The sequence below is a fragment of the Aeromonas piscicola genome, from assembly GCF_000820005.1.
GTDB lineage: Bacteria > Pseudomonadota > Gammaproteobacteria > Enterobacterales > Aeromonadaceae > Aeromonas > Aeromonas piscicola.
On sequence record NZ_CDBL01000056.1, the window covers coordinates 1 to 25576 of the forward strand.

Sequence of the window (25576 nt, forward strand, 5' to 3'; positions counted from 1 at the left end):
CCCGCCAGTGGCGGGGCGCTACCCGTGCCACTGCCTACCCTGTGGCAAGCCAGCCTGGGGGATAGGGTCTCTCTGCTCGGCCACTACAGCGACGAAGTCCCGGCCTTTGTCATGCGCATCAACTGGCCCGGTGGGTACCGGGCCGAGCCAGAGGGCAAGGCCGGACTGGCTGAACTGACCGCCAGCATGCTGTCCCTGGGCAGTGAGCAGTGGCAGGCTGCCGCCATTGAGGAGCGGGCGCGTCAGCTGGGCGCCAGCCTGAGTTTTGGCTATGAGGAAGGCTACAGCCAGATCACGGTACAGGGGGTGACCTCCCACTTCGATGAGACGCTGGCGCTGGTACGGGAGCTGTTGCTGCAGCCGGCCTTGCGACCGGCGGATTTCCAGCGCCTCAAGCTCCAGACCCAGCAATGGTTGAAGCAGCAAGTGCGAGAGCCCCAGTGGCAGGCCGATCAGCAGTTTCATGCGCTGATCGACGGCCTGGCCAGGGTGCCGGATCCGCAGGCACAGTGGCAATCCCTGACCCTGGACGATGTGCGCGCCTTCTATCAGGCTGTCTATCGCAGCGGGGAGGCTCGGGTGGTGGTGAGTGGGGATCTGGCGCAGGAGAGGGTGGTGAGTGCACTCTCTTTTCTGGTTGAGCCAGAGGGGCGGTCGCCCAGCCTGCGGTCCCTCGGTGTTGCCGGCCAGCAGGCCAAACGGGCCATCTATCTGCTGGATAATCCCGGCGCCAGCCAGAGCCTTGTTCGCATGGGGCGCCGCGCCATGGCGCGCGACGGGTTTGGTGAGCAGTTCCTGGCCGGGTTGATGAATGCCTCCCTCGCGGATCGGCTGCATATCCGCCTGCGTGAGGAGCTGGGATACACCTACTTCATCGATACCGCCTTCAACGGCAACAGTCAGGCGGGCTATTTTCTGCTGCAAAGCAGCGTGCGCACCGAGGTGACCCGGGCCGCCCTGCAGCAGATCCTGCAGGAGCTCGACAAATACCAGCGGCAGGGCCCGACCCGACTGGAGGTGCGTACCCTGCGTGAAGGTGTGCTCAACCGCCAGGCGCTGGACTATGAGACGCTGCCGCAGGAGGTGGAGTACATGCTGCCCATCTTGCTGGCTCAGTGGCCACAGGATTATGTGGAGCAGCGGGTACGGACGGTCAGCCAGTTGTCGACATTCACCTTGCGAGACTTGGCCCGCCGCTGGCTCGACCCCGACGACATGGTGATCCTGGTGGTGGGGGATGCCAAGGTGCTGGCTCCCGAGCTCGCCACCCTGGGCTGGCCGGTACAGCGGCTCTCTTTCGCCCCCTGACCAGCTGCTCTCCACTCCTTGATGCAAACAGCCCGCTCCATGCAAATGGGGCGGGCTGTTTTTTAAGCCGTGAAAGGGGCTAGGGCATCAGGCGACGGCCAGCGCCGCCGCCAGATCGGCGATCAGATCGTCGGCATCTTCCACGCCGATGCTGAAGCGGATGAGATCGTCATTCACTCCGGCGGCGAGACGGCTCGCCTCGTCCATGGCGGCGTGGGTGGTGCTGGCCGGATGGCAGGCCAGGCTCTCGAGATCGCCGAGGCTCACCGCCTGCACGAACAGCTGCAGGTTGTCGAGCAGGGTGGCGCAGCGCGCAAAGCCCCCTTCCAGCTCGATACTGATCATGCCGCCAAAGCCGCTGGCGAAGGCGCCGAGGGCGTCGTGGCCGGGATGGCTGGCCAGTCCCGGGTAGATTACCTTCTTCACCGCCGGATGGGCGGCCAGGAATTCGGCCACTTTCTGCGCGTTGTGCAGGTGGGCATCCATGCGCAGTGGCAGGGTCTTGACCCCGCGCTGCAACAGGTAGGCCTCCTGCGGGCCTATGGGGGAGCCGATATGCTTGAGCGCCACGGTGCGGATGGATTTCATCAGCGCGTGAGAGCCCGCGACCACCCCGGCGATGATGTCGCCGTGGCCGCCCAGATATTTGGTACCGCTGTGCATCACTATGTCGATGCCAAGCTCCAGCGGGCGCAGCAGATAGGGGGTGAGGAAGGTGTTGTCACACACGCTGATGGCGCCCACCTTGCGGGCCGCTTCCACTACCACCCGAGGATCCACCACCTTGAGGGTGGGGTTGGTCAGGGTTTCGAACAGTACCACTTTGGTGGCGGGACGAATGTTGGCCAGCAGATCCTGATCGCTCTCATAGGCGGTGACCTTGATGCCGGCGCGGCTGAAGGTCTGTTTCAGGAAGGCATCTGTACCGCCGTAGAGCGGACCTATGTAGGCCACCTCATCGCCGCTGTCGGCCAGGGCATACATGATGGCGCTCACCGCCGCCATGCCGCTTGCCACCACCAACGCCTCGTCGGCGCCCTCCAGCGCAGCCAGTTTTTGCTCCAGCTCGGCGGTGGTGGGGTTGCCAAAGCGGCTGTAGATGAAACCGGGGGCCTGACCTGCGAAACGCTCCTTGCCCGCCTGGGCATTGAAGTAGCTGAAGGTGCTGCTCTGGTAAAGCGGTGTGGTGAGGGCGCCGGTCTGGGGATCGATCCGTTGGCCGCTGTGCACGCTCATTGTCTTGAATTTCATTCTATTACTCCGTCATTGCCAGGCTGTGGCTTAACTGCTTGTGTCATCCGGGTTGCGGGACGCCACGGCGTCCCCCGTTTAATAGGTATGGCAGAGTCAGGCTGGCTGCGGTTCGCGCCGCTCGCTGTTTGTCGTCTGCCCGCTTGCCATCTGTTCGTTGGCGGAAGCCGGGTCGGCGGTATAGTGGCGCGCCGCCACATCCGGGTGGGAGCGCAACCGTCCTTTCAGCACGTTTTCCCCCACCTGATAGAAGAGCGGGTTGGCGGGGTCGCTCTCGGGGCCTTGCGCCTGCGCCGCCAGACTCGGCGACAGGGTCAGCAGCGGCACTGTGGCATCGAGCCGCGCCGCCATAAAGAAGGCGCAGGAGAGGCGCGATACCCCCGGCGGCGGGCTCACCACCCGGTGCAGGGTGGCCTTGAGATAGCCGTTGGAAGCCAGCTCGAGCAGCTCGCCGATATTGACCACCAGAGCCCCCGGCAGGGGCGGCGCCGGGGTCCAGCCGTCGGCTGTCTCTACCTCAAGCCCGGAGTGATCGTCCTGCATCACCAGGGTCAGGTAGCCGGGATCCTTGTGGGCGCCCACTCCCTGGCTGCTGCTGCCCGCTTCGCGCCCCGGATAGTGGATGAGCTTCATGTGCTGATAGGGGGCGCCCTGGATGCTGGCATCGAACACTCCCTGCGGCTGCGCCAGCACCTCGGCGAAGGCGTCGAGCAGGGTGAGGGTGATGTCGCTGAGGCGATCCTGCCAGGCCAGCAGCTGCGCTTTCATCTCGGGCAGGGCGGCAGGCCACTGGTTGGGGCCTATCAGCCGCTGCCAGGGGGCATGGATCTCGTCTTTTGCCAGCGCAGGCGTCTCATTCATGATGTCGAACTGCTCGCGCCGGTCCGGCCGCTGGCGGGTGAGTTCGGCGCCCACCTGGTTGTAACCGCGAAAATGGGGGGAGTGTACCATCTGCACTGCCCGTTTTTCCTGTTCCGGCAGGGCGAAGAAGCGGGCCGCCAGCGCCAGGGTCTCTTGCTGCTGCGCCTCGCTCAGGCCATGGCCTGTCAGATAGAAAAAGCCGATGTCGCGGGCCGCCCGGCCAAGCTTGGCCAGCATGTGGCGACGAGTCGCAGGGGCGCCACCAAGGGCGGCGAGATCGATGATCGGCAGTGGTGAATGTTCCATGTGCACCTCCTCATTTTCTGAGTATCGGGGCTTTCCCGACGACTCAGTGCAAACATGACAGCGCAGGTCGGTGGTGATACACCGGGCCGACCGGTAAAGATGGCGCCATTTGGATTGAGGGTGATGCTACTGTTCGGCGTTATAAGACGGAAACAACAAATTATTCTTAGTTATATACAAAAATCGAAATAGAATTCGATACCCATTCGGGTGGGTGTTTATTGAGCGGGACACAGGGCCGTGTACCGACAGTCCCATCAGCGCAGCGGGCCCCCGGCTATTGCGAGAACACGCGGCTGGCTGGCATAGCGTTCACTGGCGGGAGTGGGCCGGGCTATCGGAGACGCGAAACAAGAAGGGAGGCAGATGCCTCCCTTCTTGTTGTGTGCTTTGAGCGGGGATCAGGCAAGGGCCTGATTGGTGAGCGTGCTCAGTTGCCCACTCAGTAGCCCAGAGTAAAGCGCTGGCGCAGGTGGGCCGGTTTTTCCACCTCGTTCAGCACGCCATCGGCCAGATCGCCGACCGTGATCCCGGCAGGCTTGCCACCGCTAAAGAGCACCTGATCGCCACCGAGGTGATAGCCACCGCGCTTGTCGCCGGGCTCGAGGAACACGGGCGGGGAGACGAAACGCCAGTCGAGGGTGGTTTCACGGCGCAGGGCGGTGAGACCGTCGCGGGCCGCCAGTGCGCCCTGCTTCCACTCGGCCGGGAAGTCCGGGGTATCCACCAGCTGTACGCCGGGGGCGACTTCCAGACTGCCGGCACCACCGACCACCAGCAACCAGCTGTGGGCGGTCACGGCCGCCGCGACGATGGCCTTGGCCCCTTTGAGGTACTGGTCGTAGATGTCCGGTGCGGTCCAGCCCGGGTTGTAGGCGCTGATCACCCGGTCGTGCCCCTTGAGCACCTCGGCCAGTGCCTGTGGGTTCTGGGCATCTACCGCCACGGCGGTGACCTGCGGGTGGGCAGCGACTTTGCTGACATCGCGGACGATGGCGGTGACGTGATGGCCGCGGCTGACGGCTTCATTGAGGATGGCTGTACCGACAAAACCGCTGGCACCGATCAGGGCAATTTTCATGGGTGATTCTCCTTCACTGTTGGAATGGGGCTATCCTACTCCGCCAAATGTGATTTAATAATCGACTGTAAAATTGATTCACTTGTAAGCTAGATTTAATAATGGAACAGCTCAGACGTTACGCCATCTTCGCCGCCGTGGTGGAAGCGGGCAGCATGACGGGCGCCGCCAAGGCCCTTGGCATGACTCCCTCCGCCGTCAGTCAGCATATCAGCCAGCTGGAGAGCCTGCTGGGCCTCACCCTGCTGCACCGTTCCACCCGTCGCCTCAACCTGACCGAGGCGGGGGAAGTGGTGTGGCAGGGGTGCCAGTCGCTGCAACAGACGCTGAACCAGACCGAGCTGCGCCTTTCCGAGGTGCGCGACAGCCTGCTCGGCGAGGTGCGGATCACGGCGCCCGTGGGGATGGCGGGCCAGCCGCTGGCGCGGGCCTTGTCGCCCCTGTTGCAGGCCCATCCCGGCCTGTGCATCCAGATCATCGCCGACGACGAGAAGCGGGATCTCATCGCCGAGCGCATCGACGTGGCGCTGCGGGTCGGTACCCTGTCCGACTCCAGCCTGGTGGCGCGCAAGCTGGGTCAGACCCGGATGCTGCTATGTGCCTCGCCCGCCTATCTGGCGCGCAAGGGCACCCCACGCAGTCCGGCAGATCTGCTGGAACACGACTGGCTGGCGGCGGACATGCTGAGCGGGGGCCTGACCTTCTTCGACGACAAGGGGCAGGGTCACAAGGTCAAACCCAAACCCAGAGTGGTGTGCAACAACGTGCTGCCGCTGCGCCAGTTCACCCTGGCGGGGCAGGGGGTCTCGCTGCAACCCGAGGGGGAAATCGCCGAAGATCTCGCCCAGGGTCGGCTGCTGGAGTTGCTGCCGGGATTTCGGGTGCCGCCCATGGAGATCCATGCCATTACCCCGCAGCGGGAGATCCCGGAGAAGGTGCGGCGGGTGATCACGGCCCTGCGCAGCCACTTCGCCGAGCCCTCGGGGGCCGTGCCGGCGCGCCCCTGAGCCGGGTGGCAACTGTCTCGTCCCGACTTGCAAACACAGAGGGCAGCCGGTTGGCTGCCCTCTGTCGTTTGCCTTGATCCCGGCGCTATTTCATGTAGAGGCCGCCGTTGATGGCCAGGGTTTCCCCCGTGATATAGGCGCCTGCTTCGCTCGCGAGGAAGGCCACGGCGGCGGCGATCTCCTCCGGCTTGGCGAGGCGGCGCATGGGAATGTCGGCCTTGATGCTGTCGAGGATATCGCTGCGGATCGCCTCCACCATGGGGGTGGCTGTGTAACCGGGGGCGATGGCGTTGACCGTGACCCCGAAGCGGGCTCCCTCCGCCGCCAGCGCCTTGGTGAAGCCCAGCATGCCCGCCTTGGCCGCCGAGTAGTTGACCTGACCGAACTGTCCCTTCTGGCCGTTGACCGAGGAGATGTTGATGATGCGGGCATCGCGCTGTTCGCACATGGCGTCGAACAGCGGCTGGGTCACGTTGTAGAGGCTGCACAGATTGGTGTGGATCACCTCGAACCACTGCTCCGGCGCCATGCGCTTGAAGGCGCCATCCCGGGTGATGCCGGCGTTGTTGACCAGTACGTCCACCCGGCCCTCGTCTTGCAACAGGCGACCCAGGGTCTCGCGGCACATGGCGGTGTCGGCCACGTCCAGCGGCAGCAGCCGCACCTGATCCGGCCGATAGCCCTGCTCCCCGTACCAGTCGTGGGCCGCCGCACTGTTGCCGCTGGAGTGGGTGGCTATGATGCGATACCCCTGAGCCAGCAAGGCAGTGGTGATGGCGGATCCGATGCCGCCACGGGCTCCGGTGATCAAGGCAATTTTTTTCATCTTGGCTCTCCCTGAAAAAGATTCGAACGAGGACTTTATGGGCTTTCAAATCTAATTGATATATTTGTTTTCAAACAATCTGACAGGGAAACGCGTCACTTTTGTGACAGTCTGACAACCTGGCTTGACGGTCTTGTTGAAGGCATAGATGAGAGTGCGGGGTTGAGCCACAAACGGGGCGTGCGCTGTTCGCCGGTGGCCGCAGACCACTTGCCGCCGGGGCAGCGGCCATGTTTAATGTGGCCACTCGGGCGAGTGTGCCCTCTGCTGGCAGCGATCCCGACCACCCAATGACACCGACATTTCCCCTCGCATCTCCTGGCCCTGCGCCACAGGCTAGCGCCCATTTCACCCGCATCGAGCGGGTGCTCGACTACATCCACGGGCATCTGGATCAGCCATTGTCGCTGGAGCAGCTGGCCGAGCAGAGCTGCTGGTCGCGCTGGCAGTTGCAGCGGGTCTTCTTGCACGAGACAGGACTGACGGTGGCCCACTATGTGCGCGAGCTCAAGCTGAGCCTGGCGGCGGAGGCGCTGCTCACGAGCCGCCAGCGGGTGCTGGATCTGGCGCTGAACTACGGATTTGGTTCCGAGGTGAGTTTCAGCCGTGCCTTCAAGCAGCAGTTCGGCTGCTCGCCGCTGGCCTATCGCAGGCGGGGTATGCGGCTGGGATTGCGCACCCCGCTGGTGCGAGCGCCTATGCCGCTTGCCAATACTCCCCGACTGGTCCAGGTAAGGGTCGAGAGCCAGCCGGGTTTCATGCTGCAGGGGGTCAAGGGACTGATCCGCGGGCTCTTTGCCAGCTCGCCCGATTTTCAGCAGACGGTGCCCGCCATCTGGCGTGCCTTGCGCAGTGCCGGCGGCCTGGACAGGGCCCGCGATCTGATCGGCGTGGTGGATGTGTCAGGGGCGGGGGAGCAGCTGGCCTACTGGGCGGGCGTGGCGGCAGAGGAGGGGAGCGAGCCACCGAGCGGGCTGGCTCGTCTGGCCATTCCGCCTCAGGAGTACGCCGTGCTTACCCACATCGGTCCCATCAGCCAGCTGGGGCAGACCCTCAACTGGTTCATCCTGCACTGGCTGCCAACCTCGGGTTATCGGGGGCTGGATGGTTTCGAGCTGGAGCGTTACACCCCCGACTTCGATGGCCAACAGCCTTATGCCCGCATGGAGTACTGGTTGCCCATCGCGCCCCACCAGGGCTGAACCCCGTGAGCCGTTTAGCGGCAGGGTGCCTATCCCTTGGCCTGCATCACGCAGGGGGACGTCCCGCCATTGACCGCCATTTCATCGCAGCCTTCCCTCAGAAAAGATAGCCATTTGAATTCAATGCTTTTTTCCATCGACATGACAGGTCGTCGAATGGGGCTTGTCTTATCCCTCTTTTGCCGTTTTTCCTGCCAACATGCCCCAAATTGTTAATTTAAGGGCAAATTGACCCAATAAAATGCAAATGAGATTTGTTACTATTCAATCATTGCATTCGAGGATCAGATGTACGCCACTCACCCCCCTTTGACCCTGGTCGCCGCGACCCTCTCCGCCCTGTTGGCAAGCCCAGTGCCGGCCGCACCCACGTCCAATGCGCAAGGCGCGGTGGCCGATGAAACCCTGACGGTACTGGGTCAGACCTATCGCAACACGGCGACCAAGACCCGGCTCGACCCCATGGAGACGCCCCAGGCCATCTCTGTGGTGGACGGCGAGACCCTGGAGCAGCGCGGCGTCAGCTCGGTGAGCGAGGCGCTGCGCTACGTGCCCGGGGTCAATACCGAGCTGCGCGGCGGGGCGGTCAACCGGCTGGATCTGTTCAATATCCGTGGCTTTGACAACTACCAGAACTTCTACGACGGCCTCTTGTTGCAGTACAACGACTGGAACCTGCAACCCCAGATAGATCCGGTGGCCATCGAACAGCTGGAGGTGTTCAAGGGGCCGACCTCGGTGCTCTACGGCAGCATGCCGCCGGGGGGCATGGTCAACCTGATCGCCAAGCGGCCGCAGCGGGAAGCCAGGCACAGCGTCGGCGTGGCGACGGGCACAGGCACCCTCAAGGAGCTGACCCTCGACAGCACGGGCGCCATCAACGATCAGTTTGCCTATCGACTGGTGGGACTGGCCCGTCAGAAGGAGGGCCAGGCGGTGACCTCAGAGGAGGAGCGCTATGTGTTCGCGCCGTCCCTCGACTGGCAGTTGAGTGATCGCACCCTGCTCAACCTGAATCTCTACTACCAGAAAGACCCGCAAGCGGGCATCTATACCACAGTGCCGGCCAGCGGTTCGGTCAAGTTCAATCCCCTGGGCCAGCTTGGCAGTGACAGCTTCCTCGGTGACGAGAACTGGAACCACTACAGCCGGGAGGTGACCCTGCTCGGCTACAAGCTGAGTCACGACTTCAACGCCGATTGGCAACTACTGCAAAACGCCCGCTACATGGACGCCTCGGCCAACCAGCAGAACACCTACAATGCGGCGCTGGCAGGGGACCACCGCACTTTGGCCCGCAACGCCTATCTGACCGATGAAGACTCTCGCGGCTTTGTCATCGACAACCAGCTGGCGGGCAAGGTGCAGATCGGCTGCGCCCGGCACAACCTGCTGCTGGGGGTGGATTACCAGTATCTAGATGCGCGGGTGCTCTACCGGGATACGCTGGACTATTCGGCGCCCGGCATCGACATCTTCAACCCGAACCACAGCCAGATAGTGCCGGCGGCCCTCACCTTCAACTATCAGGACAGCAAGACCATCCGCCAGTCCCAGACCGGCGTCTATCTGCAGGATCAGGTGCGTCTGGATCGGCTGGTGGCCATAGGCGGTGCCCGCTATGACAGCTACCGGATGGACACCGACAGCCAGACCCTCTATCAGGGGGCGGCGAGCAACACCCTGGCCCAGATTGATCAGGACAACCTCTCCTTCCGTCTCGGCGCTCTCTATGAGCTGGATGGCGGCTTCTCCCCCTACGTGAGCTATGCCGAGAGCTTCGAGCCGGTGGCGGGGGCGGACAAGAGCGGCAAGGCGTTCAAACCGGCCACCGGCCATCAGTGGGAGGGGGGACTCAAGTTTCTCGCCGAGGACATGAGCAAGACCTTTACCGCTTCGGTCTTCCACATCACCAAGCAAAATGCCCTGGTGACGGATCCGGACAACGTCTACGGGCCCAAGCTGCAGACCGGCGAGATGGTCTCCAGGGGCGTCGAGCTGGAGGGGCGAGTCGATCTCACCAGCCGGCTGGATCTGGCGCTGAGCTATACCCGCCAGGATATGGAGATCACCCGAGATACCACCAGCCTGCAGGGCAAGACCCCGGTCTGGGTGCCCAAGCAGATGGCCTCCCTGTGGAGCAACTACCTGCCGGGTGGCCAGCTGGAGGGGATGCGGGTTGGCGCCGGCCTGCGTTACGTGGGGGAGGCCCAGCTCGATGCCGCCAACACCGATACTGTGCCGGATTACCTGCTGATGGACATGTCCGCCTCCTACGATCTGGCCCAACTCAGCCAGCGCCTGCAAGGGGTGGAGGCATCTTTGAGCGCCAGCAACCTGTTCAACAAGACCTACTACTCCTGCTACGACCAGAACAACTGCTGGTTCGGGGCCGAGCGCAGCGTGGAGGCGCGACTCAAATACGTATTCTGACCCTGCGCCCCGGGCCGCGTCCGGGGCATGCTCATCTTCTAGCCGCCGCAGATGATCGTCCGCGCGCCTTGCCCCGCGGGCTCGGCGCGCTGGCTGTGCACACGGAGATACGTGCGCTGACGGATCATGGCGCCCTGTTTGCGGCAGCCAGCGGGCTTATTCCTTCGCTCAAGGGGCGGTTGGCGGAGGCGGGGGACTCGCCCCTTTTGCTGGCAGCTTCCCCTCATTCAACCCCGGCCGAGGTAGCGGCGGCGCTGCATGACCACTGGCGGCTGGCGCACCCGGAGGCGGGGCCCGCCTACTGGCTGACCCGCAGCTGGGGCATGCTCTGCTGGCAGTCCCTTTATCTCGCCATGGTGGCCGTCTATCGACTGGGGGCCGTGCCTGCGCTGGACAAGCTGGGGCAGGGTTATCAGGATGGGCTGGTATCGGGCTTCATCCTGCCGGCCGAGCCCATGATCAAGGGGGATCTGGATGCCTTGATCAAGGCCGCGGGCGAGCGGCTGCAGGCCCACTGGCAGGCGCTGTTCGCACTGCTGGGTGGCGTGCAGCGGCTCAGACCCGGTTTCGTGCGCCCGCTCTTGGCGGACGATCTGCTGGCGGCCCTGGTGCGGGTACCCGACTTCTTCACCCATGTGAGCCGTGAACAGGTGAGCGAGCACGCGCCGCGCTGGCTCGCCGCCTGCGGTCTGCCGGCCGAGCATCTGGCGGGGTGGCGTCCGGCATCGATACCGGCCGATACGCAGTCCCCCGGTTATGTGCGCCAGCGTTGCTGCCTGCACTACAAGCGCCGCGATGGGGAGCTTTGCGCCAACTGCCCGAGGCGGCAGGGGGCTGCAAGTTGCGGCGAGGGATCTTGAGGCGCTTGAGCGCCGGTGTGTCGAGAGGCGTGAGCGCGGCCCCCAGGGGCGGCTTTTTTACGCCTCTTTCTGCTCACCCATCTTGCTGCGAATACGTTCGAACAGGCTCTGCAGGCAGGGCTGGTCCTTGTCGGCGGCGCGTACTGCTCCATACATATGGCGGCGGATGCCCTGTCCCAGCGGCCTGGCTTCGAGCAAGCCCTGACGTACAAACTCCTCGCTGGCCCAGCGCGGCAGGGCGGCGACCCCGAGCCCGGCGGCGGCCATCTGCAGCATGACAGAGGTATTGTCCACCAGCTTGCAGCGGGCGGGCTCGACCCCGGCGGGTTGCAAAAAGCGGCTGAACACATCCATGCGGGCCCGCTCCACCGGGTAGACCAGCAGCACCTCCTGCTTGAGATCCTCCGGGGTGATCCGGCCCTGGTGGCATAGAGGGTGATCCGGCGCCATCACCAGAGTGAGATCGAAGGCGAACAGCGGCTCGAAGTGCAGATCGCCGCGCGCCTGTACGTCCGAGGTGAGCAGCAGGTCGAGCTGGCCGCCGAGCAGGGCATTGATGGCATCGAAGCCGGGCACCGACTCCACCTCCAGATCCACACCGGGCCACTGGCGGCGAAAATCGGGCAAGAGCGGCAGCAACCACTGGATGCAGCTGTGGCAATCCAGCGCCAGATGCAGCCGGCCCGCGTCGCCGCTGTGCAGGGCCTGCAGCTGTTTCTCGGTCTGGGCCAGGGCGGGGAGCACCTGGCGGGCCAGGCTCAGCAACTGCTGGCCCGCCGCCGTCAGCACCAGTGGGCGGCTCTTGCGCAGGTAGAGCTCCAGGTTGAGGCGGGTCTCCAGCTCTTTGAGCTGATGGGAGAGGGCCGACTGGGTAAGGTTGAGGGTCAGCGCGGCGCCGGCCAGCGAACCCTGCTCGGCCAGCGCGGTCAGGGTTCTCAAGTGCTTGATTTCCAGGCCTGAATTGCTTGGCACTGCCATAACATGGCTCCTTGTTGCATCAATCGCGGATTTCTTGAGAGGCTGTTGAAAAGGATTCAATAGCCAACGCCACCTTATCTTGTCATTTTGGATGTGTAAACATCTGGATGGCCAAATCATCCAGTTTCCCATCAGATGAATGAGCATAAGGAATTGGACCTATGACACGAGCACACACCCTGGGCTTCCCCCGTATCGGCGCCAAGCGCGAGCTGAAATTTGCCCTCGAATCTTACTGGCGTGGCGAGACAACTCAGGCAGAACTCATCGCCACCGGCAAGAGCCTGCGTGAGCGTCACTGGCAGGCCCAGCGCACCGCCGGGGTCAACCTGCTGCCGGTGGGCGACTTTGCCTGGTACGACCAAGTGCTCGGCACCAGCCTGCTGGTGGATGCCATCCCCGAGCGTCATCGCCACGGCGATACCGATCTCGATACCCTGTTCCGGGTGGCCCGTGGCCGTGCGCCGACCGGCCCGGCTGCTGCCGCCGCCGAGATGACCAAGTGGTTCAATACCAACTACCACTATCTGGTGCCCGAGTTCAGCCGCAATCAGCGCTTCAAGCTGGGCTGGAGCCAACTGTTTGACGAGGTGGAAGAGGCCAAGGCGCTGGGGCTGCCGGTCAAGGCCGTGCTGCTGGGGCCCGTCTCCTATCTCTGGCTTGGCAAGGAGAAAGAGAGCGGCTTCTCGCGCCTCGAATTGCTCGATCGCCTGCTGATCGTCTATCAGGAGATCCTGGGGAGGCTCTCGGCCCAAGGGGTGGAGTGGGTACAGATCGACGAGCCGGCCCTGGCGCTGGACTTGCCGGACGAGTGGCGTCTTGCCTACCTCAACGCCTATGAGCGCTTGAGCGGCCCCTGCAAGCTGTTGCTCACCACCTATTTCGGTTCTGTTGCCCATCAGCGCGACATCATCACCAGCCTGAAGGTGGATGGCCTGCACCTGGATCTGGTGGCGGCGCCCGAGCAGCTGGAGACCCTCATTCCTCATCTGCCGGCCCAGTGGGTCATCTCCGCCGGGGTGATCAACGGTCGTAACGTCTGGCGTGCCAACCTGGCCAAGCTGGCACCGACCCTGAAAGCGCTGAAGGATAAGTTGGGCGAGCGGCTCTGGGTGGCATCTTCCTGCTCCCTGCTGCACAGCCCGGTGGATCTCACCCTGGAGCACGAGCTGGATCCTCAGACCCGCAGCTGGTTCGCCTTCGCCCTGCAAAAGTGCTACGAGCTGGGACTGCTCTCCGACTACCTGGACGGTGGTGACATCGACAAAATCACCGCCTACAGCCAACCCATCGTGGATCGGGAGTCCAATAGCCGGGTCCACAAGAAAGCGGTGCAGTCCCGTCTGGCCAGCCTGACCAACAGCGATTTCGACCGCCAGAGTGCCTATCCGGTAAGGGCGCAGGCGCAGCGCAATGATCTCAAGCTGCCGCTCTTGCCCACCACCACCATTGGCTCATTCCCGCAGACCTCGGAAATTCGGGTGCTGCGTCAGGAGTGGCGGGCCGGTCGCATCGACGACAGTGCTTACGAGGCGGGCATCCAGGCCCAGATCAAGGATGCCATCGAACGCCAGGAGGCCATCGGGCTGGACGTGCTGGTGCACGGCGAGGCCGAGCGCAACGACATGGTGGAGTATTTCGGCGAGCTGCTGGACGGCTTTGCCATCACCCGCTTCGGCTGGGTACAGAGCTATGGCTCCCGCTGCGTCAAGCCGCCGGTGATCACCCGTGACATCGACCGTCCGACTCCCATGACCCTCGAATGGGCCAAGTTTGCCCAGAGCCTGACCTACAAACCAGTCAAGGGCATGCTGACCGGGCCCGTGACCATACTCTGCTGGTCCTTCCCCCGCGAAGACGTGAGCCGCGAGCAGTCCGCCCTGCAAATTGGCCTGGCCATTCGCGACGAGGTGGCGGATCTCGAAGCCGCCGGCATCAAGATCATCCAGATCGACGAACCGGCGATCCGCGAAGGCTTGCCCCTGCGCAAACAGGATCACCAGACGTATCTCGACTGGGCGGTACGCGCCTTCCGCCTGAGCGCAAGCCCAGTGGTGGACAGCACCCAGATCCACACCCACATGTGTTACAGCGACTTCAACCTCATCATAGAGGCGGTGGCGGCGCTGGACGCGGACGTGATCACCATAGAGACCAGCCGCAGCCAGATGCAGCTGCTCGAAGCGTTCGAACGCTTCAACTACCCCAACGAAATCGGGCCTGGCGTGTATGACATCCACTCGCCGAACGTGCCGAGCCAGAGCTGGATTGAGGGCTTGCTGCGCAAGGCGGCCAAGCAGATCCCGGCGGAACGGCTCTGGGTCAACCCGGACTGCGGCCTCAAGACCCGTGGCTGGGAAGAGACCACCGCCGCCCTCACCGTGATGGTGGAGGCGACCCGGGCACTGCGGGCAGAGCTGGCCTAGTTAGGTAGCCAGGCTGGCCGGTCAAAAATCAGCAAATAACAACAGAGTTCGGGCATAACGAAAGAGGGAAGGCGCACGCCTTCCCTCTGTTTTTGTGCGGGCAGACCCGCACCAACCCGGCGTGCGCTAGGCTCAGGACAGGATGGTGTGGGCGGGGCAGGAAAAATGAAAGCAGGTGTCTGGATCGGGAGTCTATGGGCACTGTTGCTGGCCACTTGCCCCCTGGCGGCTCCCGCCCCCTCGCTCAACATGGTCTATTTCAATGATTTTGCCCCCTACTCCTGGCGTGACGAGCAGGGCAAGATGCGGGGCATCATGGTGGATGTGATGGACAGGGTTGCGGCCGAGCTCGGCATCCACGTCACTCATCAGGGGTATCCCTGGCTGCGGGCCCAGAAACGGGTGCGATCCGGCCAGGCCGATGGCTTTGTCACAGTGCCGACCCTGGAGCGGCGGGACTATACCCAGGTGGTGGAGGAGCCGGTCGCCTTCTCCACCCTGACCCTGTTCACCCAGGCGGGCCACCCCCAGCTGGCGCGGCTCAATCAGGCTCGCGCCCTGGCGGATCTCAAGGCGTTCACCATCCTCGACTACATAGGCAATGGCTGGGGAAAGGAGAATCTGGTGGGATTCAAGGTCCATCTGACCATGAATGTGGACAACGTCTTCAAGATGCTCTCGGCCGGCCGGGGCGACTTGATGATCACGGATCCCATCGTGGCCAACTTCAAGCTCCGCCAGCTGGGGCTGACGGGGCGCATCATAGAGGTGCCGCTCCAGCTGGGATTGACCCCGCTGACCCTCTGCATCGCCCATACCTCTCCTTTTCAGCGCCGGGTCGCCGAGTTTTCCCGCGTCCTGGTCAGGCTGCGCCAGAGCGGCGAGCTGGCCCGCATCGAGGCGCGTTATCGGTGAGGCGGTTGCGCCATGGCGCCGGATAACGGCTTTTTAAAACCAGGAGGGCGGCCAGGGCCGCGAGCAGGCGTTTGCCCTGGAGCAGCACGGTGCGAGTGCAGGATGTGATGTCACGAGATCTGATCCTGATCGGGCCGGATCAGCCGGGGCGCCTCGCCGGTATCATCACGCTGCACGACCTGATGATCGACCGGGTGTTGCAACAACCGCGGGGAGCCGGGGCTCTGGCAGCACTGCGGGTCGCGGATCTGATGACCCGCGACGTGTCGACTGCCCGCCGCTACCAGCCCCTCTACGATCTGGTGGCCGCCTTCTCCGATGGCGGCTTGCACCACATGCCGGTGGTGGATAGGGAGCAACTGGTCGCATGCTGACCCAGTCGGACATGGTGGCGGCCCTGTTCACCCTGGCCCTGCAGCCCGTGCTGGCCGAGGCTGACCAGGGGTCCGGCGGCTAACGAAGAAGGCCCCTCGCGGGGCCTGTCGATGGGGGCAGATGCGTGGGCTCAGGGAGCCAGATAGACGGTCTCGCCCTGAAACACCGTCTGCTCGATTCGGGTATCGGCGATCTGCTCCGGGGTGCCGGCCTCGACCAGGGCGAACAGATCCCGGTCGAGCACGATGAAGTCTGCCGACTTGCCCGCCTCGATGGAGCCGGTGATCTCCCCCTGACGCACCGCCCTGGCACCATTGATGGTGTAGGCGGCCACTATTTCGGCAAGCGAGGTACGCTGGTTGGCGCGAAAATCCTCACCGCTTCCCGCCGCTTTGGCGATGCCGGCCGCCATGTTGACGAAGGGGCGGGGATCCCGGCTGTCCACGGGAGCATCGCTGCCCGCCACCAGAATGGCGCCCGCCTTGCGCGCACTTTCCACCGGATAGAGCGCATCGTGCAGATAGCCCAGGGGATCATACAGCGCCTCACGCAAGGATTGTCCCGCGCGGGTGGGCTGGATGAAGGGGGTCACCAGCATGTCGTAGGCGAGCTGGGGCGTGGTCCAGGCGTAGGTAAAGGTGAGATAGAGGCCAAGCTCTCCCAGCCTTTTCTGATCGTCTGGGTGCACCACCTGCAGGTGAGCCAGGGTATGGGGGATCCCCTTGTCACCGTTGCTGGCGCGGGCAGCTTGCAGCGCATCCAGCGCCATCCGGGTGCTGCGATCGCCGATGCTGTGCATATGAATGCTGAAACCGGCCTGATCGAGGGCGGTGACATAGTTTTTCAGGTCGGCGTCCCGGTAGTTGACTATGCCGTTGCTGCCCGCATCCTCGCTATCGGCCGTGATGGTCACCTGCTCGGTGGCGAGATCCATGGCCAGGTGCGGGTTCTGGTAGTTTTCCAGCATGCCCGCATTGGGCAGGAAGGGCGGGGTGGTAAAGGGATCCCCTTCCAGTACGCCGTCGAGGAAGATCTTGACCGCATCGGCCTTGATCAGGGGATTGTCGGCAAAGGCGCTCCTGACCTGGCTGGCCTTGGCCAGGTGGCCGGCTATGTCCAGTTTTCCGCTGTAGTCATCCTGATGAAAGCAGGTGGCCGCCGTGATGCGCATGTGCAGCAACCCAAGCGACTGCATCTTGAGCAGCCGCTGACGGATGAAGTCGGTGGCGCAGGCATCCTGCACGCCCGTGATGCCACGGGAGGCCATCAGGGTGGAGATGGCGGGCAGGATCTTGTCGTACTGGCTGGCGGCCTGCTCGTCGCTGGCGCTGAGCACCCCGGTGTCGGGTACCGGAATGGCGCTGCGGGCACCTTCCCGGATCACCCCGCTGGCCAGATCCACGTAGGGAATAAAGGCCTCGAATACCCCGCCAGGTGTCAGGGTCACACTGTTGAAACCCACGGTATTGCCATCCTGATCCTGCGCGCTGGCCAGCGCTTGCGAGTTGTAGGCGCTGGCGTGTCCATCGGCCCCGAGCAGTACCACCGGGTTGTCCGGCGCCGCGGTATCCAGCGCGGCCAGCAGGGTGGCATAGGTTGCCGTCGGCGTATTGCCATCGTAGGGGGACCACTGATTGACCGCCAGCCACTCCCCCTTGGTGGGGGCGTAGCGAGGCAGACAGGTGCGGATCTTGTCGGCCAGCTGATCCAGCGTGACGCTCTGACCGTCCAGATCGCACATATCCAGCGCCACAGTGCCGAGCAGGTGAATGTGGTTGTCATGCAGGCCGGGCAGCACCATGCGGCCCTTCAGATCCACGACCTTGCCATCCTTGCCCTGATAGGTCTCTGCCCCCTGGCGTGAGCCCACGTAGAGGAACTTGCCATCGGCGACCACCATGGCATCGGCAACCCTGCGTTGCCCATCCTGAGTGTGAATTGTGCCGTTGAGGTAGAGGGTCCGCTGCGCCTCTGGCCCCGTGCTCTGCTGATTGCAGCCAGTCAGCACTCCGGCCACCAGCAGCAGTGCGGCACTTGTTGTCAACGTAAAACCTGATTGCTTGCCATCCATATGCCATTGCTCTCCCTGGTTATAATGCAGTCTTTACTGCAAATGTGAGCACTCTTGTTTATTGCAGCTGTTGGGATAAAAGCCAGCAATTACTGAAAATATTCTTTTTGACTTATATTTTCCTTGTTTCATCATGTAGTTATAAAACTATGCCGCGACCAAGGTGAAGGAGAACCCATGTCAGAACAGCCGTTGCCCGCCGATCTCTGCATGCGGCGCCAACCCAGACAGCAGCGCAGCCAGGAGACGGTCACCCGGATCGAGCAGGCCACCCTGGCCCTGTTGCAGGAGCAGGGCTTTCCGGCGCTCAACACCAACGCCATCGCCACCCGGGCCGGGGTTGGCATCAAGTCGCTCTATCACCTGTTTCCCAACAAGGAAGCCATCATCTGCCGACTGGCCATGGACTGGCTGGCGGCGGTGTGCGCGGCGCAGGAGGCGATCCGCACCCAGGAGTGCGGCTTGCAGGAGACGCTGTTACTGCTGGATCAGGCGCTGGACGCGCTGGACGCCCGTTTCGTCGGCTATGGTGCCTTGTGGCAGGCGATGGATCTCATTCCGGCACTGCACGAGGTGGAGCGGGAGCATGAACGAGGCCAGATTGCCTTCTGGTCGGAGCGACTGCGTCATTTCGGTTGCCGTTGGCCCGAACCCGCGTTGACGGCGCTGGTGCGCTATTTCTACCGGACGGCGGATCTGGTCAAACAGAGTGCCAAGGAGCAAGGGCCAGCAGGCCAGCGGATGTGGCAGTTGCATCAGCTGTGGCTGGCGCAACTGCTGGCGGCGGCCATCGCCGAGCCCGACCCCGAGCGGGTGTGGCAGGCGGTGCCCAGGCTGCTGACGGATACCGCGGGCTGAGAGGTGCGAGAAATGGATGTGAAGAGGGAGTGCCTGGCACTCCCTTTTTCATTTGCGACCTCGTGGCAGCCTCAGCCGTAGCGGGCCAGGGTCAGCCCCTCATCGCTGATGGTAGGCGTGTTGCCGCTGATGAGATCCGCCAGCAGCTGGCCCGAGCCTGCCGCCATGGTCCAGCCCAGAGTGCCGTGGCCTGTGTTGAGCCAGAGCCCAGGCACAGGGCTTGGGCCCACCAGTGGGGTACCGTCCGGCGTCATGGGCCGCAGCCCGGTCCAGAACTCGGCCTGCTGTATATCGCCCCCCTCGGGGAAGAGATCCCCCACTACCATGGCCAGGGTGTCGTAGCGTTTCGGGTTGAGCGCCAGGTTGAAACCCGACAGCTCCGCCATGCCGCCGACCCGGATCCGTTCATCGAAGCGGGTGATGGCCACCTTGTAGGTTTCATCCAGTACAGTACTGCGGGGCGCTGCATCACGGTTAGTCATCGGCAGGGTGAGGGAGTAGCCCTTGACCGGGTAGACAGGCAGATCGAGCCCAAGCGGGCGCAGCAAGCCGGTGGCATAGCTGCCCAGCGCACAGACGATGGCATCGGCCTTGAAACGCTGCTCACCGGCCCGCACCGCGACGGCGCGCCCTTGAGCCAGCTCAATCTCATTGATGGCACAGTTGAAGACAAATTCCACCCCGAGTTTTTGTGCCTCGGCGGCCAGCGCCTTGGTGAAGCGAAAGCAGTCGCCGGTTTCATCACCCGGCAGGCGCAGACCACCGACTATCTTACCACGTACCCGTGCCAGCGCCGGCTCCACCCCCTCGCAACCGCTGGCATCCAGCGACTGGTAGGGCACGCCGTACTCTTCCAGTACCTCGATATCCCGTTTGCTGGCATCGAGCTGGGTCTGGCTTCGAAACAGCTGCAGGGTGCCGAGCTGGCGTCCCTCGTAATCCAGCGCCAGCTCGTCGCGCAGTCCCTTCATGCAGTCGCGGCTGTATTCGGCAAGGCGCACCATGCGCCCCTTGTTGATGGCATAGGCTGCCGGGGTGCAGTTGGCGAACATCTTCAGCATCCAGCGCAGCTGGAACGGATCCGAGGTCGGGCGCACCGTGAAGGGGGCGTGTTTTTGCAGCAGCCACTTGGCGGCCTTGAGGGGAATGCCGGGCGCCGCCCAGGGGGAGGCATAACCGGGGGAGATCTGACCGGCGTTGGCATGGCTGGTTTCCAGCGCCACCCCATCCCGTCGCTCCAGCAGGGTCACGTGATGACCCGCCTTGGCCAGATACCACGCGCTGGTCACGCCAATCACGCCACCACCGAGTACCACTATGTCCATCTTGTCTCTCCTTGACTGGGGCCCACACCATAATCAGCCGCAACAGGATATTCAACTGGTGTAGATATAATTGGGATATATATCTAGTTACATTTATTTAACTGGTTTTCAATGTCGAAAATTGTGGACATTCTGGTATTTGATGTGGCAGTCAGAGCTGCTCCAACTGGATCAGGTACTGCTCCGCCGTCGCCAGGACGGCTTGCCGTTGTGCCTCTGGCTGGCCATCCCAGTTGGCATAGGGCAGGGCGAGGCGGGGATTGGCACCAAGCTTGTCCCGATGGCGCCATAAAAAGTGCCAGTAGAGGCTGTTGAACGGGCAGCTCTGTGGGCCGCTGCGGGCCTTCACCTGATAGTGGCACCCCTTGCAGTAGTGGCCCATCCGGTCGAGATAAGCGCCGCTGCTGGCGTAGGGCTTGCTGCCCATCAGGCCGCCATCGGCAAACTGGCTCATACCGCGGGTGTTGGGCAGCTCCACCCACTCGATGGCATCCACGTAGATCCCCAGATACCACTCATCGACCTCGTCCGGGTCTATACCCGCCAGCAGGGCAAAGTTGCCCGTCACCATCAGCCGCTGGATGTGGTGGGCATAGGCGTGCTCGAGGGATTGGCGGATGGCGTGGCGCACGCAGGCCATCTTGGTTTCGCCGTTCCAGAAAAAGCCGGGCAGGGAGCGGTCGGCCCCCAGAAAATTGGTGCTCTGATATTCCGGCATCTTTTCCCAGTAGAGGGCGCGGACAAACTCGCGCCAGCCGAGGATCTGGCGAATGAAACCCTCCACCTGCGCCAGCGTGATCGTCGTCTGATTGGCCTGCCAGTGGGCTTCAGCTGCGCGGATCACCTCGAGGGGGTGGAGCATCTTGCTGTTGAGAGAAAACGACAAGCGGCTGTGAAACAGGCTCCAGCCCCGCTCGCTCAGGGCATCCTGATAGCGGCCAAAGTGGGGCAGGCAGTGGACCAGAAAGTGATCGAGCAGTTCGCGGCTCTGGCGTCGGGTGAGGGGCCAGGGCAGGGCGCCGGCATCGGCGCGCCCCAGGGTCTTGACCCCGTGGCGGGTCAGCATGGCATCGATGTCCTGCACATCATGGGCAAAAAAGAGCGGGGCCGGGATGGGCTGACGCTCGGGCAGTTTGGCCCGGTTTTCGCTGTCAAAGTTCCAGCGCCCGCCAAGGGGCTGGCCACCTTGATCGAGCAGCACCTTGTATTGTTTGCGCAGGGCGCGGTAGAAAAATTCCATCCGGCTGTGGGGGTAGCGCTGCCAGCCATCGCGGGGGGTGAGAAAATGTTCGCTCTCCACCTCAGCGGTAGGCATGGTCAGGCCCGCCGCCCACTGTGCCAGCTGGCTGGCGAGACGCCACTCATCCGGGCTCTGCCAGGCAAAACGGCTGGCCTGATGGTGCGCGATCTGGGCCTCCAGCAGGGCGGGCAAGTCGGGCCAGCGGGCGCTCTCATCGAGGGTCAGATAACAGACGTTATGGCCCGCCTTGGTAAGTGCGGCGGCAAAGGCGCGCATGGCGGCGAAAAAGGCCAGCACCTTCTGACGATGGTGGCGACAGTAGTCGGTCTCCTGACGCAGCTCCGCCAACAGGTAGCAGACCGCTGGATCCGTGTTGCGAAACCAGCTGTGACCGGCGTTCAGCTGATCGCCGAGGATAAGACGCAGCTCCATCAGGTCCGGGCTCCTTTCTGGTAGCGGCAACGCTCGCTGCAATAGCGCACCTCTTGCCAGTTGCGGGCCCACTTGCGCCGCCAGGCGAAAGGGCGCAGGCAGATGGGGCAAATTTTCTCAGGCAGATGGTTTTTGCGATGCATGGAACTTCCGGTGGTTGGCAGCGACAGAGGCGAACAGGGTCGTGTTGGGAACTTAACGAGATGGAAGCTTAACGAACAAGGGGGCTGGGTGGATCACCCGCGCCCTCTGCCGACTGGGGGCACGCGCGCTTTGTGAGCCGGCGCACAGCTCGTCAGTGCGCCCCTTGTCTGTGCGTTAACCAGCCGTTAACGTGGCAAGGCTGCCACTGGCAGCGTCATCATCTTTTGGCAACCAAAATATATGGAGGGGAGTGATGCCAATCATGACAGCTACGCCCCGGGCAGCTTGCCTGCTCGCCCACTGGTATACCCGGGATCCCATTCTTACCTTCGACTTTCCTCACTGCTGAAAGGCGGCCATCGCCCCTCGAGAAACTTAGCCGGACGACCCTGATCGTCACGGCCTCTTTGCCAATCCGTTTTTCAAGCACACTGGCCCCACGCCGGTGAGGAGTCTTATATGCGTCGTATACCCGAACCCTTTCGTATCAAGATGGTCGAGCCCATCAAGCAGACCACAGGTGCCGAGCGCCGCACCGCCCTCGAGGCCGCAGGCTGGAACCCCTTCCTGCTGCTGGCCGAAGATGTCTACATTGATCTTTTGACCGACAGCGGCACGGGCGCCATGTCCGATCGCCAGTGGGCCGGCATCATGATGGGGGATGAGGCCTATGCGGGCAGCCGCAACTTCGTCGAGCTGGAGCGCGCAGTGCGCGACATCTTTGGCTACCAGCATGTGATGCCCACCCACCAGGGGCGAGGGGCCGAGCAGATCCTCTTCCCCGAGCTGGTCAAGCGCTGTCAGGGCAAGGCGCCTGTGTTCATCTCCAACTACCACTTCGACACCACCAAGGCCCATGTGGAGTTGGCGGGCGCGCGGGCCATCAACCTGCTCACACCAAAGGCCCTCGACACCACTGCTCCTTATGCCTGGAAGGGGGATTTCGATCTCGGTCGTCTGACCGACACCATAGAGACAGTGGGGGCCGACAACGTGGCCGCTGTCATCATCACGGTCACCTGCAACAGCGCAGGTGGCCAGCCGGTCTCTATGGGCAATATGCAGGCTGTTTCCGAGCTTGCACGTCGTCACCATATTCCTGTGGTGATCGATGCCGCCCGCTTTGCCGAAAACGCCTGGTTTATCAAGGAGCGCGACCCGGATTACGCCAAGAGCAGCATCAAGGAGATAGTGCACCAGATGTTTGACCTGGGGGACATGTTCACCATGTCGGCCAAAAAGGACGGGCTGGTCAATATCGGCGGTCTTTGCTGCTTCAAGGAGGATCTCGACCTGTTCCGCTCGGTGCAAGTGCGCTGCGTGGCGATGGAGGGGTTCGTTACCTACGGCGGTCTCGCCGGTCGTGACATGGCGGCGCTGGCCATAGGCCTGCGCGAGGGGATGGACGAGGAGTATCTGACCTATCGCATCGGTCAGGTGGCCTATCTGGGCGAGCGGCTGGCCGAGGCGGGTATCCCCATCCAGACGCCGACCGGTGGTCATGCGGTCTTTGTGGATGCCAAGAAGCTGCTGCCCCACATTCCGGGGGAGCAGTTCCCGGCCCATGCCCTGGCCTGCGCGCTCTATCTGGAAGGGGGCGTGCGTGGGGTGGAGATAGGCTCCCTACTGCTGGGGCGCGATCCGGCCACCGGCAGACAGGAGGCGGCGGACTTCGAGCTATTGCGCCTCACCATTCCGCGCCGGGTCTACACCCGGGATCACATGGACTATGTGGCTGATTGCCTCATTGCGGTGAAAGCACGGGCCAGCGAGATCCGCGGTCTCACCTTCGACTACGAGCCGCCGCTGCTGCGCCACTTCACTGCGCGGCTCAAGCCGGTCTGACGCTACGACAGTATTAACCGGCGCTATTGGCACCTCACCCATAAAAAAGCCCCCGCACCAGTGGTGCGGGGGCTTTTTAGCGTGAGCGTCAGAAGCGGATTATTGGCTGCTGAACAGCTTGGTCTGGGGGCTGGACTGGGCGGTCAGGCTCATGCGGCCCGAGGTCTCCAGCCAGGACTTGATCCGCTTGGCATCCGCCACCCGGGAGTTGGGAGTATCGGCATTGAGCAACACCAGGATCACCGGCTCGCGGTTGATCTGGGTTGCCATCACCAGGCAGCGACCCGCCTCGCGAATGTAGCCCGTCTTGGAGAGGGTGACAGGCCAGCTGCCTTCACGCACCAGACGGTTGGAGTTGAGGTAGTGCAACTGGCGCTTGCCGTTGCGCACCATGCGCTCCTCGGTGGAAGAGTACTGGCGAATGAGTGGGTAGGCGGAAGCCGCCGCCACCAGCTTGGCCAGATCATGGGCGCTGGAGACGTTGCGCGGGGTGAGGCCAGTGCTGTCCGCGAACTGGGTGCTCCACATGCCAAGCATGCGGGCCTTGGCATTCATCGCCTCGACAAAGGCGCGCTGGCCACCCGGGTAATTTCTGGCCAGGGCGGAGGCAGCGCGGTTTTCCGACGACATCAGGGCTATGTGCAGCATGTCGGCCCGGCTCAGACGCGATCCAACCGCCAGCCGCGAGCCCGTGCCCTTGAGGCGATCCACATCGGCCATGGTGACGGTCAGCGTCTCGGAGAGGCGTTGATTGGCATCGAGCACCACCAGCGCCGTCATCAGTTTGGTGATGGAGGCAATCGGCATCACCCGATTGGCGTTGCGCTCGGACAATACCTCGCCGGTGCGCGGATTGGCCACCACGAAGGCGGCCGAACTCAGGGCCAGATCGTTGCGTTGTTCCAGAAAGCTGTTGGGGGAGTGGGACTGGGCCGCAAACGGATTGGCCTGGGCGCTCTCCATGCTGACGGGAACGAGGAAGGCACCGAGCAACAGGGTAAGAAAAGGGCGAATAATCATGATTTGACGCTACCGTACGACTGACAGGGACATTTGGCTAAGTTATATGACGGTAATTGACGCTTCACAACGTCTAATGGCCCGATATTTCAATTTTATGGGATCTTGCGCCTTGAAATGCCCATGTTGACGGCCAAATGGCGACCCGATCCGGGAAATACCCAGCCATGAGCGAGTCTGATGGTCGTCAGCTTCACCCGTCATGGTGGCGCACTATATGCCTGTTATGGCCATGGGTGACCACTCTTTTTGCGTATTATTGTGCCTCTAGAGGCTTAACGGTCCGTTAATCCCCCTTGCCGTGGCGCAGGTGGCGCCGTCTGCGTTGAGAGATCCTGCATTTTCAGGCCTCTGTCGCCACTCGCATCAGCACCGAGGGAGTGCGCTCGACAAAATAGTGCCAAACATGGTCATAGAGCGCCTGCTGCCCGGGAAAGCTCACCCGCGCCTTGGCTTCGGTGAGCGAACACCAGCGATATTCGGTGTGCTCGTCATTGAGTACCACCGGCTGGTTGGGTGGGCAATAGACCACAAAGACCGGCACCACCATCACGGTATTGGTGGCCGCCTCGTAAAACTGTTCCAGATATTGGCCGTTATAGAGCTCGGTGACGATGATGCCAGTCTCCTCGCCAAACTCGCGCATTATGGTCTGCCAGCCGGTTTCACCCGCCTCGACCGTGCCCGCAACATGGCACCAGAAGCCGCCCTTGACCCGCTTCATCAGCAGCATTTTTATCTGGCCGTCGATTTCCGATAACGCAACACCGGAGACGGCGTGGCAGCGAATGGGGATCATGTGTGCACCTTGT

Annotated in this window: 20 protein-coding genes and 1 pseudogene; 10 read left to right on the plus strand and 11 right to left on the minus strand. The window is 63.1% G+C overall.

The window, feature by feature from the left end; translation table 11 throughout:
* Positions 1–1308 (plus strand): M16 family metallopeptidase (locus BN1128_RS14325; RefSeq protein ID WP_042869910.1); only part of this gene is annotated, 1308 nt, incomplete at its 5' end.
* Positions 1309–1395: 87 nt separating this feature from the next.
* Here BN1128_RS14325 and BN1128_RS14330 read toward each other — a convergent pair.
* From BN1128_RS14330 to BN1128_RS14340, 3 genes are all read right to left on the minus strand, one after another.
* Positions 1396–2559 carry a trans-sulfuration enzyme family protein gene (locus BN1128_RS14330; RefSeq protein WP_042869912.1) on the minus strand — a complete coding sequence of 388 codons (1164 nt, stop codon included), beginning with the start codon at positions 2557–2559 and terminating at the stop codon, positions 1396–1398.
* A gap of 96 nt (positions 2560–2655) precedes the next feature.
* Positions 2656–3726 (minus strand): isopenicillin N synthase family dioxygenase, encoded by a 1071-nt coding sequence (locus BN1128_RS14335; protein ID WP_042869914.1) that lies wholly within the window; start codon positions 3724–3726, stop codon positions 2656–2658.
* A gap of 442 nt (positions 3727–4168) precedes the next feature.
* A complete protein-coding gene (locus BN1128_RS14340) occupies positions 4169–4807 on the minus strand; it encodes an NAD(P)-dependent oxidoreductase (protein WP_042869916.1) in 639 nt (212 codons plus the stop codon).
* Between the two features lie 101 nt (positions 4808–4908).
* Between BN1128_RS14340 and BN1128_RS14345 the strand changes: the two genes are divergently transcribed.
* Positions 4909–5814 carry a LysR family transcriptional regulator gene (locus BN1128_RS14345; protein WP_021138227.1) on the plus strand — a complete coding sequence of 302 codons (906 nt, stop codon included), beginning with the start codon at positions 4909–4911 and terminating at the stop codon, positions 5812–5814.
* 85 nt (positions 5815–5899) lie between these two features.
* Here the strand turns inward: BN1128_RS14345 and BN1128_RS14350 are convergent, their stop codons facing one another.
* Positions 5900–6640, minus strand: a complete 741-nt coding sequence (locus BN1128_RS14350; protein WP_042869918.1) for an SDR family oxidoreductase — start codon at positions 6638–6640, stop codon at positions 5900–5902.
* 290 nt (positions 6641–6930) lie between these two features.
* Here BN1128_RS14350 and BN1128_RS14355 point away from each other — a divergent pair, with 290 nt between their 5' ends.
* From BN1128_RS14355 to BN1128_RS14365, 3 genes are all read left to right on the plus strand, one after another.
* Positions 6931–7842 carry an AraC family transcriptional regulator gene (locus tag BN1128_RS14355; protein ID WP_042869920.1) on the plus strand — a complete coding sequence of 304 codons (912 nt, stop codon included), beginning with the start codon at positions 6931–6933 and terminating at the stop codon, positions 7840–7842.
* A 288-nt stretch (positions 7843–8130) separates the two neighbouring features.
* On the plus strand, positions 8131–10275 hold the full coding sequence (locus BN1128_RS14360) for a TonB-dependent siderophore receptor (protein WP_042869921.1): 2145 nt from the start codon (positions 8131–8133) through the stop codon (positions 10273–10275).
* 95 nt (positions 10276–10370) lie between these two features.
* Positions 10371–11135: a siderophore ferric iron reductase gene (locus BN1128_RS14365; RefSeq protein WP_042870135.1), complete on the plus strand. Its 765-nt coding sequence runs from the start codon at positions 10371–10373 to the stop codon at positions 11133–11135.
* 57 nt (positions 11136–11192) lie between these two features.
* Here the strand turns inward: BN1128_RS14365 and BN1128_RS14370 are convergent, their stop codons facing one another.
* Positions 11193–12113 (minus strand): LysR substrate-binding domain-containing protein, encoded by a 921-nt coding sequence (locus BN1128_RS14370; protein WP_042869923.1) that lies wholly within the window; start codon positions 12111–12113, stop codon positions 11193–11195.
* Between the two features lie 161 nt (positions 12114–12274).
* Here BN1128_RS14370 and metE point away from each other — a divergent pair, with 161 nt between their 5' ends.
* The 3 genes and pseudogenes from metE to BN1128_RS14385 form a co-directional block, all read left to right on the plus strand.
* Positions 12275–14539 (plus strand): 5-methyltetrahydropteroyltriglutamate--homocysteine S-methyltransferase, encoded by a 2265-nt coding sequence (metE, locus tag BN1128_RS14375; RefSeq protein ID WP_042869926.1) that lies wholly within the window; start codon positions 12275–12277, stop codon positions 14537–14539.
* 165 nt (positions 14540–14704) lie between these two features.
* Entirely contained in the window at positions 14705–15454 is a 750-nt protein-coding gene (locus tag BN1128_RS14380; protein WP_042869927.1) for a substrate-binding periplasmic protein, read from the plus strand.
* Positions 15455–15540: 86 nt separating this feature from the next.
* Positions 15541–15911, plus strand: a pseudogene (locus BN1128_RS14385) (CBS domain-containing protein); the annotation flags it as partial.
* Positions 15912–15959: 48 nt separating this feature from the next.
* Here the strand turns inward: BN1128_RS14385 and BN1128_RS14390 are convergent.
* Positions 15960–17900 carry an amidohydrolase gene (locus tag BN1128_RS14390; protein ID WP_042869929.1) on the minus strand — a complete coding sequence of 647 codons (1941 nt, stop codon included), beginning with the start codon at positions 17898–17900 and terminating at the stop codon, positions 15960–15962.
* Between the two features lie 177 nt (positions 17901–18077).
* On the opposite strand from BN1128_RS14390, the gene BN1128_RS14395 reads away from it, so the two are divergent.
* Positions 18078–18758 carry a TetR/AcrR family transcriptional regulator gene (locus tag BN1128_RS14395; RefSeq protein ID WP_042869932.1) on the plus strand — a complete coding sequence of 227 codons (681 nt, stop codon included), beginning with the start codon at positions 18078–18080 and terminating at the stop codon, positions 18756–18758.
* Positions 18759–18829: 71 nt separating this feature from the next.
* Here the strand turns inward: BN1128_RS14395 and BN1128_RS14400 are convergent, their stop codons facing one another.
* The 3 genes from BN1128_RS14400 to BN1128_RS24745 all read right to left on the minus strand — a co-directional run bounded on the left by BN1128_RS14400 (position 18830) and on the right by BN1128_RS24745 (position 21898).
* A complete protein-coding gene (locus tag BN1128_RS14400; protein ID WP_042869933.1) occupies positions 18830–20083 on the minus strand; it encodes a D-amino acid dehydrogenase in 1254 nt (417 codons plus the stop codon).
* A gap of 151 nt (positions 20084–20234) precedes the next feature.
* Positions 20235–21755: a cryptochrome/photolyase family protein gene (locus tag BN1128_RS14405; RefSeq protein WP_042869936.1), complete on the minus strand. Its 1521-nt coding sequence runs from the start codon at positions 21753–21755 to the stop codon at positions 20235–20237.
* Positions 21755–21898 (minus strand): DUF2256 domain-containing protein, encoded by a 144-nt coding sequence (locus BN1128_RS24745; protein WP_082030426.1) that lies wholly within the window; start codon positions 21896–21898, stop codon positions 21755–21757. Before BN1128_RS24745 ends, BN1128_RS14405 begins: the two co-directional genes overlap by 1 nt.
* Before the next feature lie 460 nt (positions 21899–22358).
* Between BN1128_RS24745 and BN1128_RS14410 the strand changes: the two genes are divergently transcribed.
* Positions 22359–23744 carry a tryptophanase gene (locus BN1128_RS14410; protein WP_042869938.1) on the plus strand — a complete coding sequence of 462 codons (1386 nt, stop codon included), beginning with the start codon at positions 22359–22361 and terminating at the stop codon, positions 23742–23744.
* A gap of 99 nt (positions 23745–23843) precedes the next feature.
* Here the strand turns inward: BN1128_RS14410 and pbpG are convergent, their stop codons facing one another.
* Both pbpG and BN1128_RS14420 read right to left on the minus strand, forming a co-directional pair.
* A complete protein-coding gene (pbpG, locus tag BN1128_RS14415) occupies positions 23844–24764 on the minus strand; it encodes a D-alanyl-D-alanine endopeptidase (protein ID WP_042869940.1) in 921 nt (306 codons plus the stop codon).
* A gap of 343 nt (positions 24765–25107) precedes the next feature.
* Positions 25108–25563 carry an NUDIX hydrolase gene (locus BN1128_RS14420; protein ID WP_042869942.1) on the minus strand — a complete coding sequence of 152 codons (456 nt, stop codon included), beginning with the start codon at positions 25561–25563 and terminating at the stop codon, positions 25108–25110.
* Positions 25564–25576: the final 13 nt, after the last annotated feature.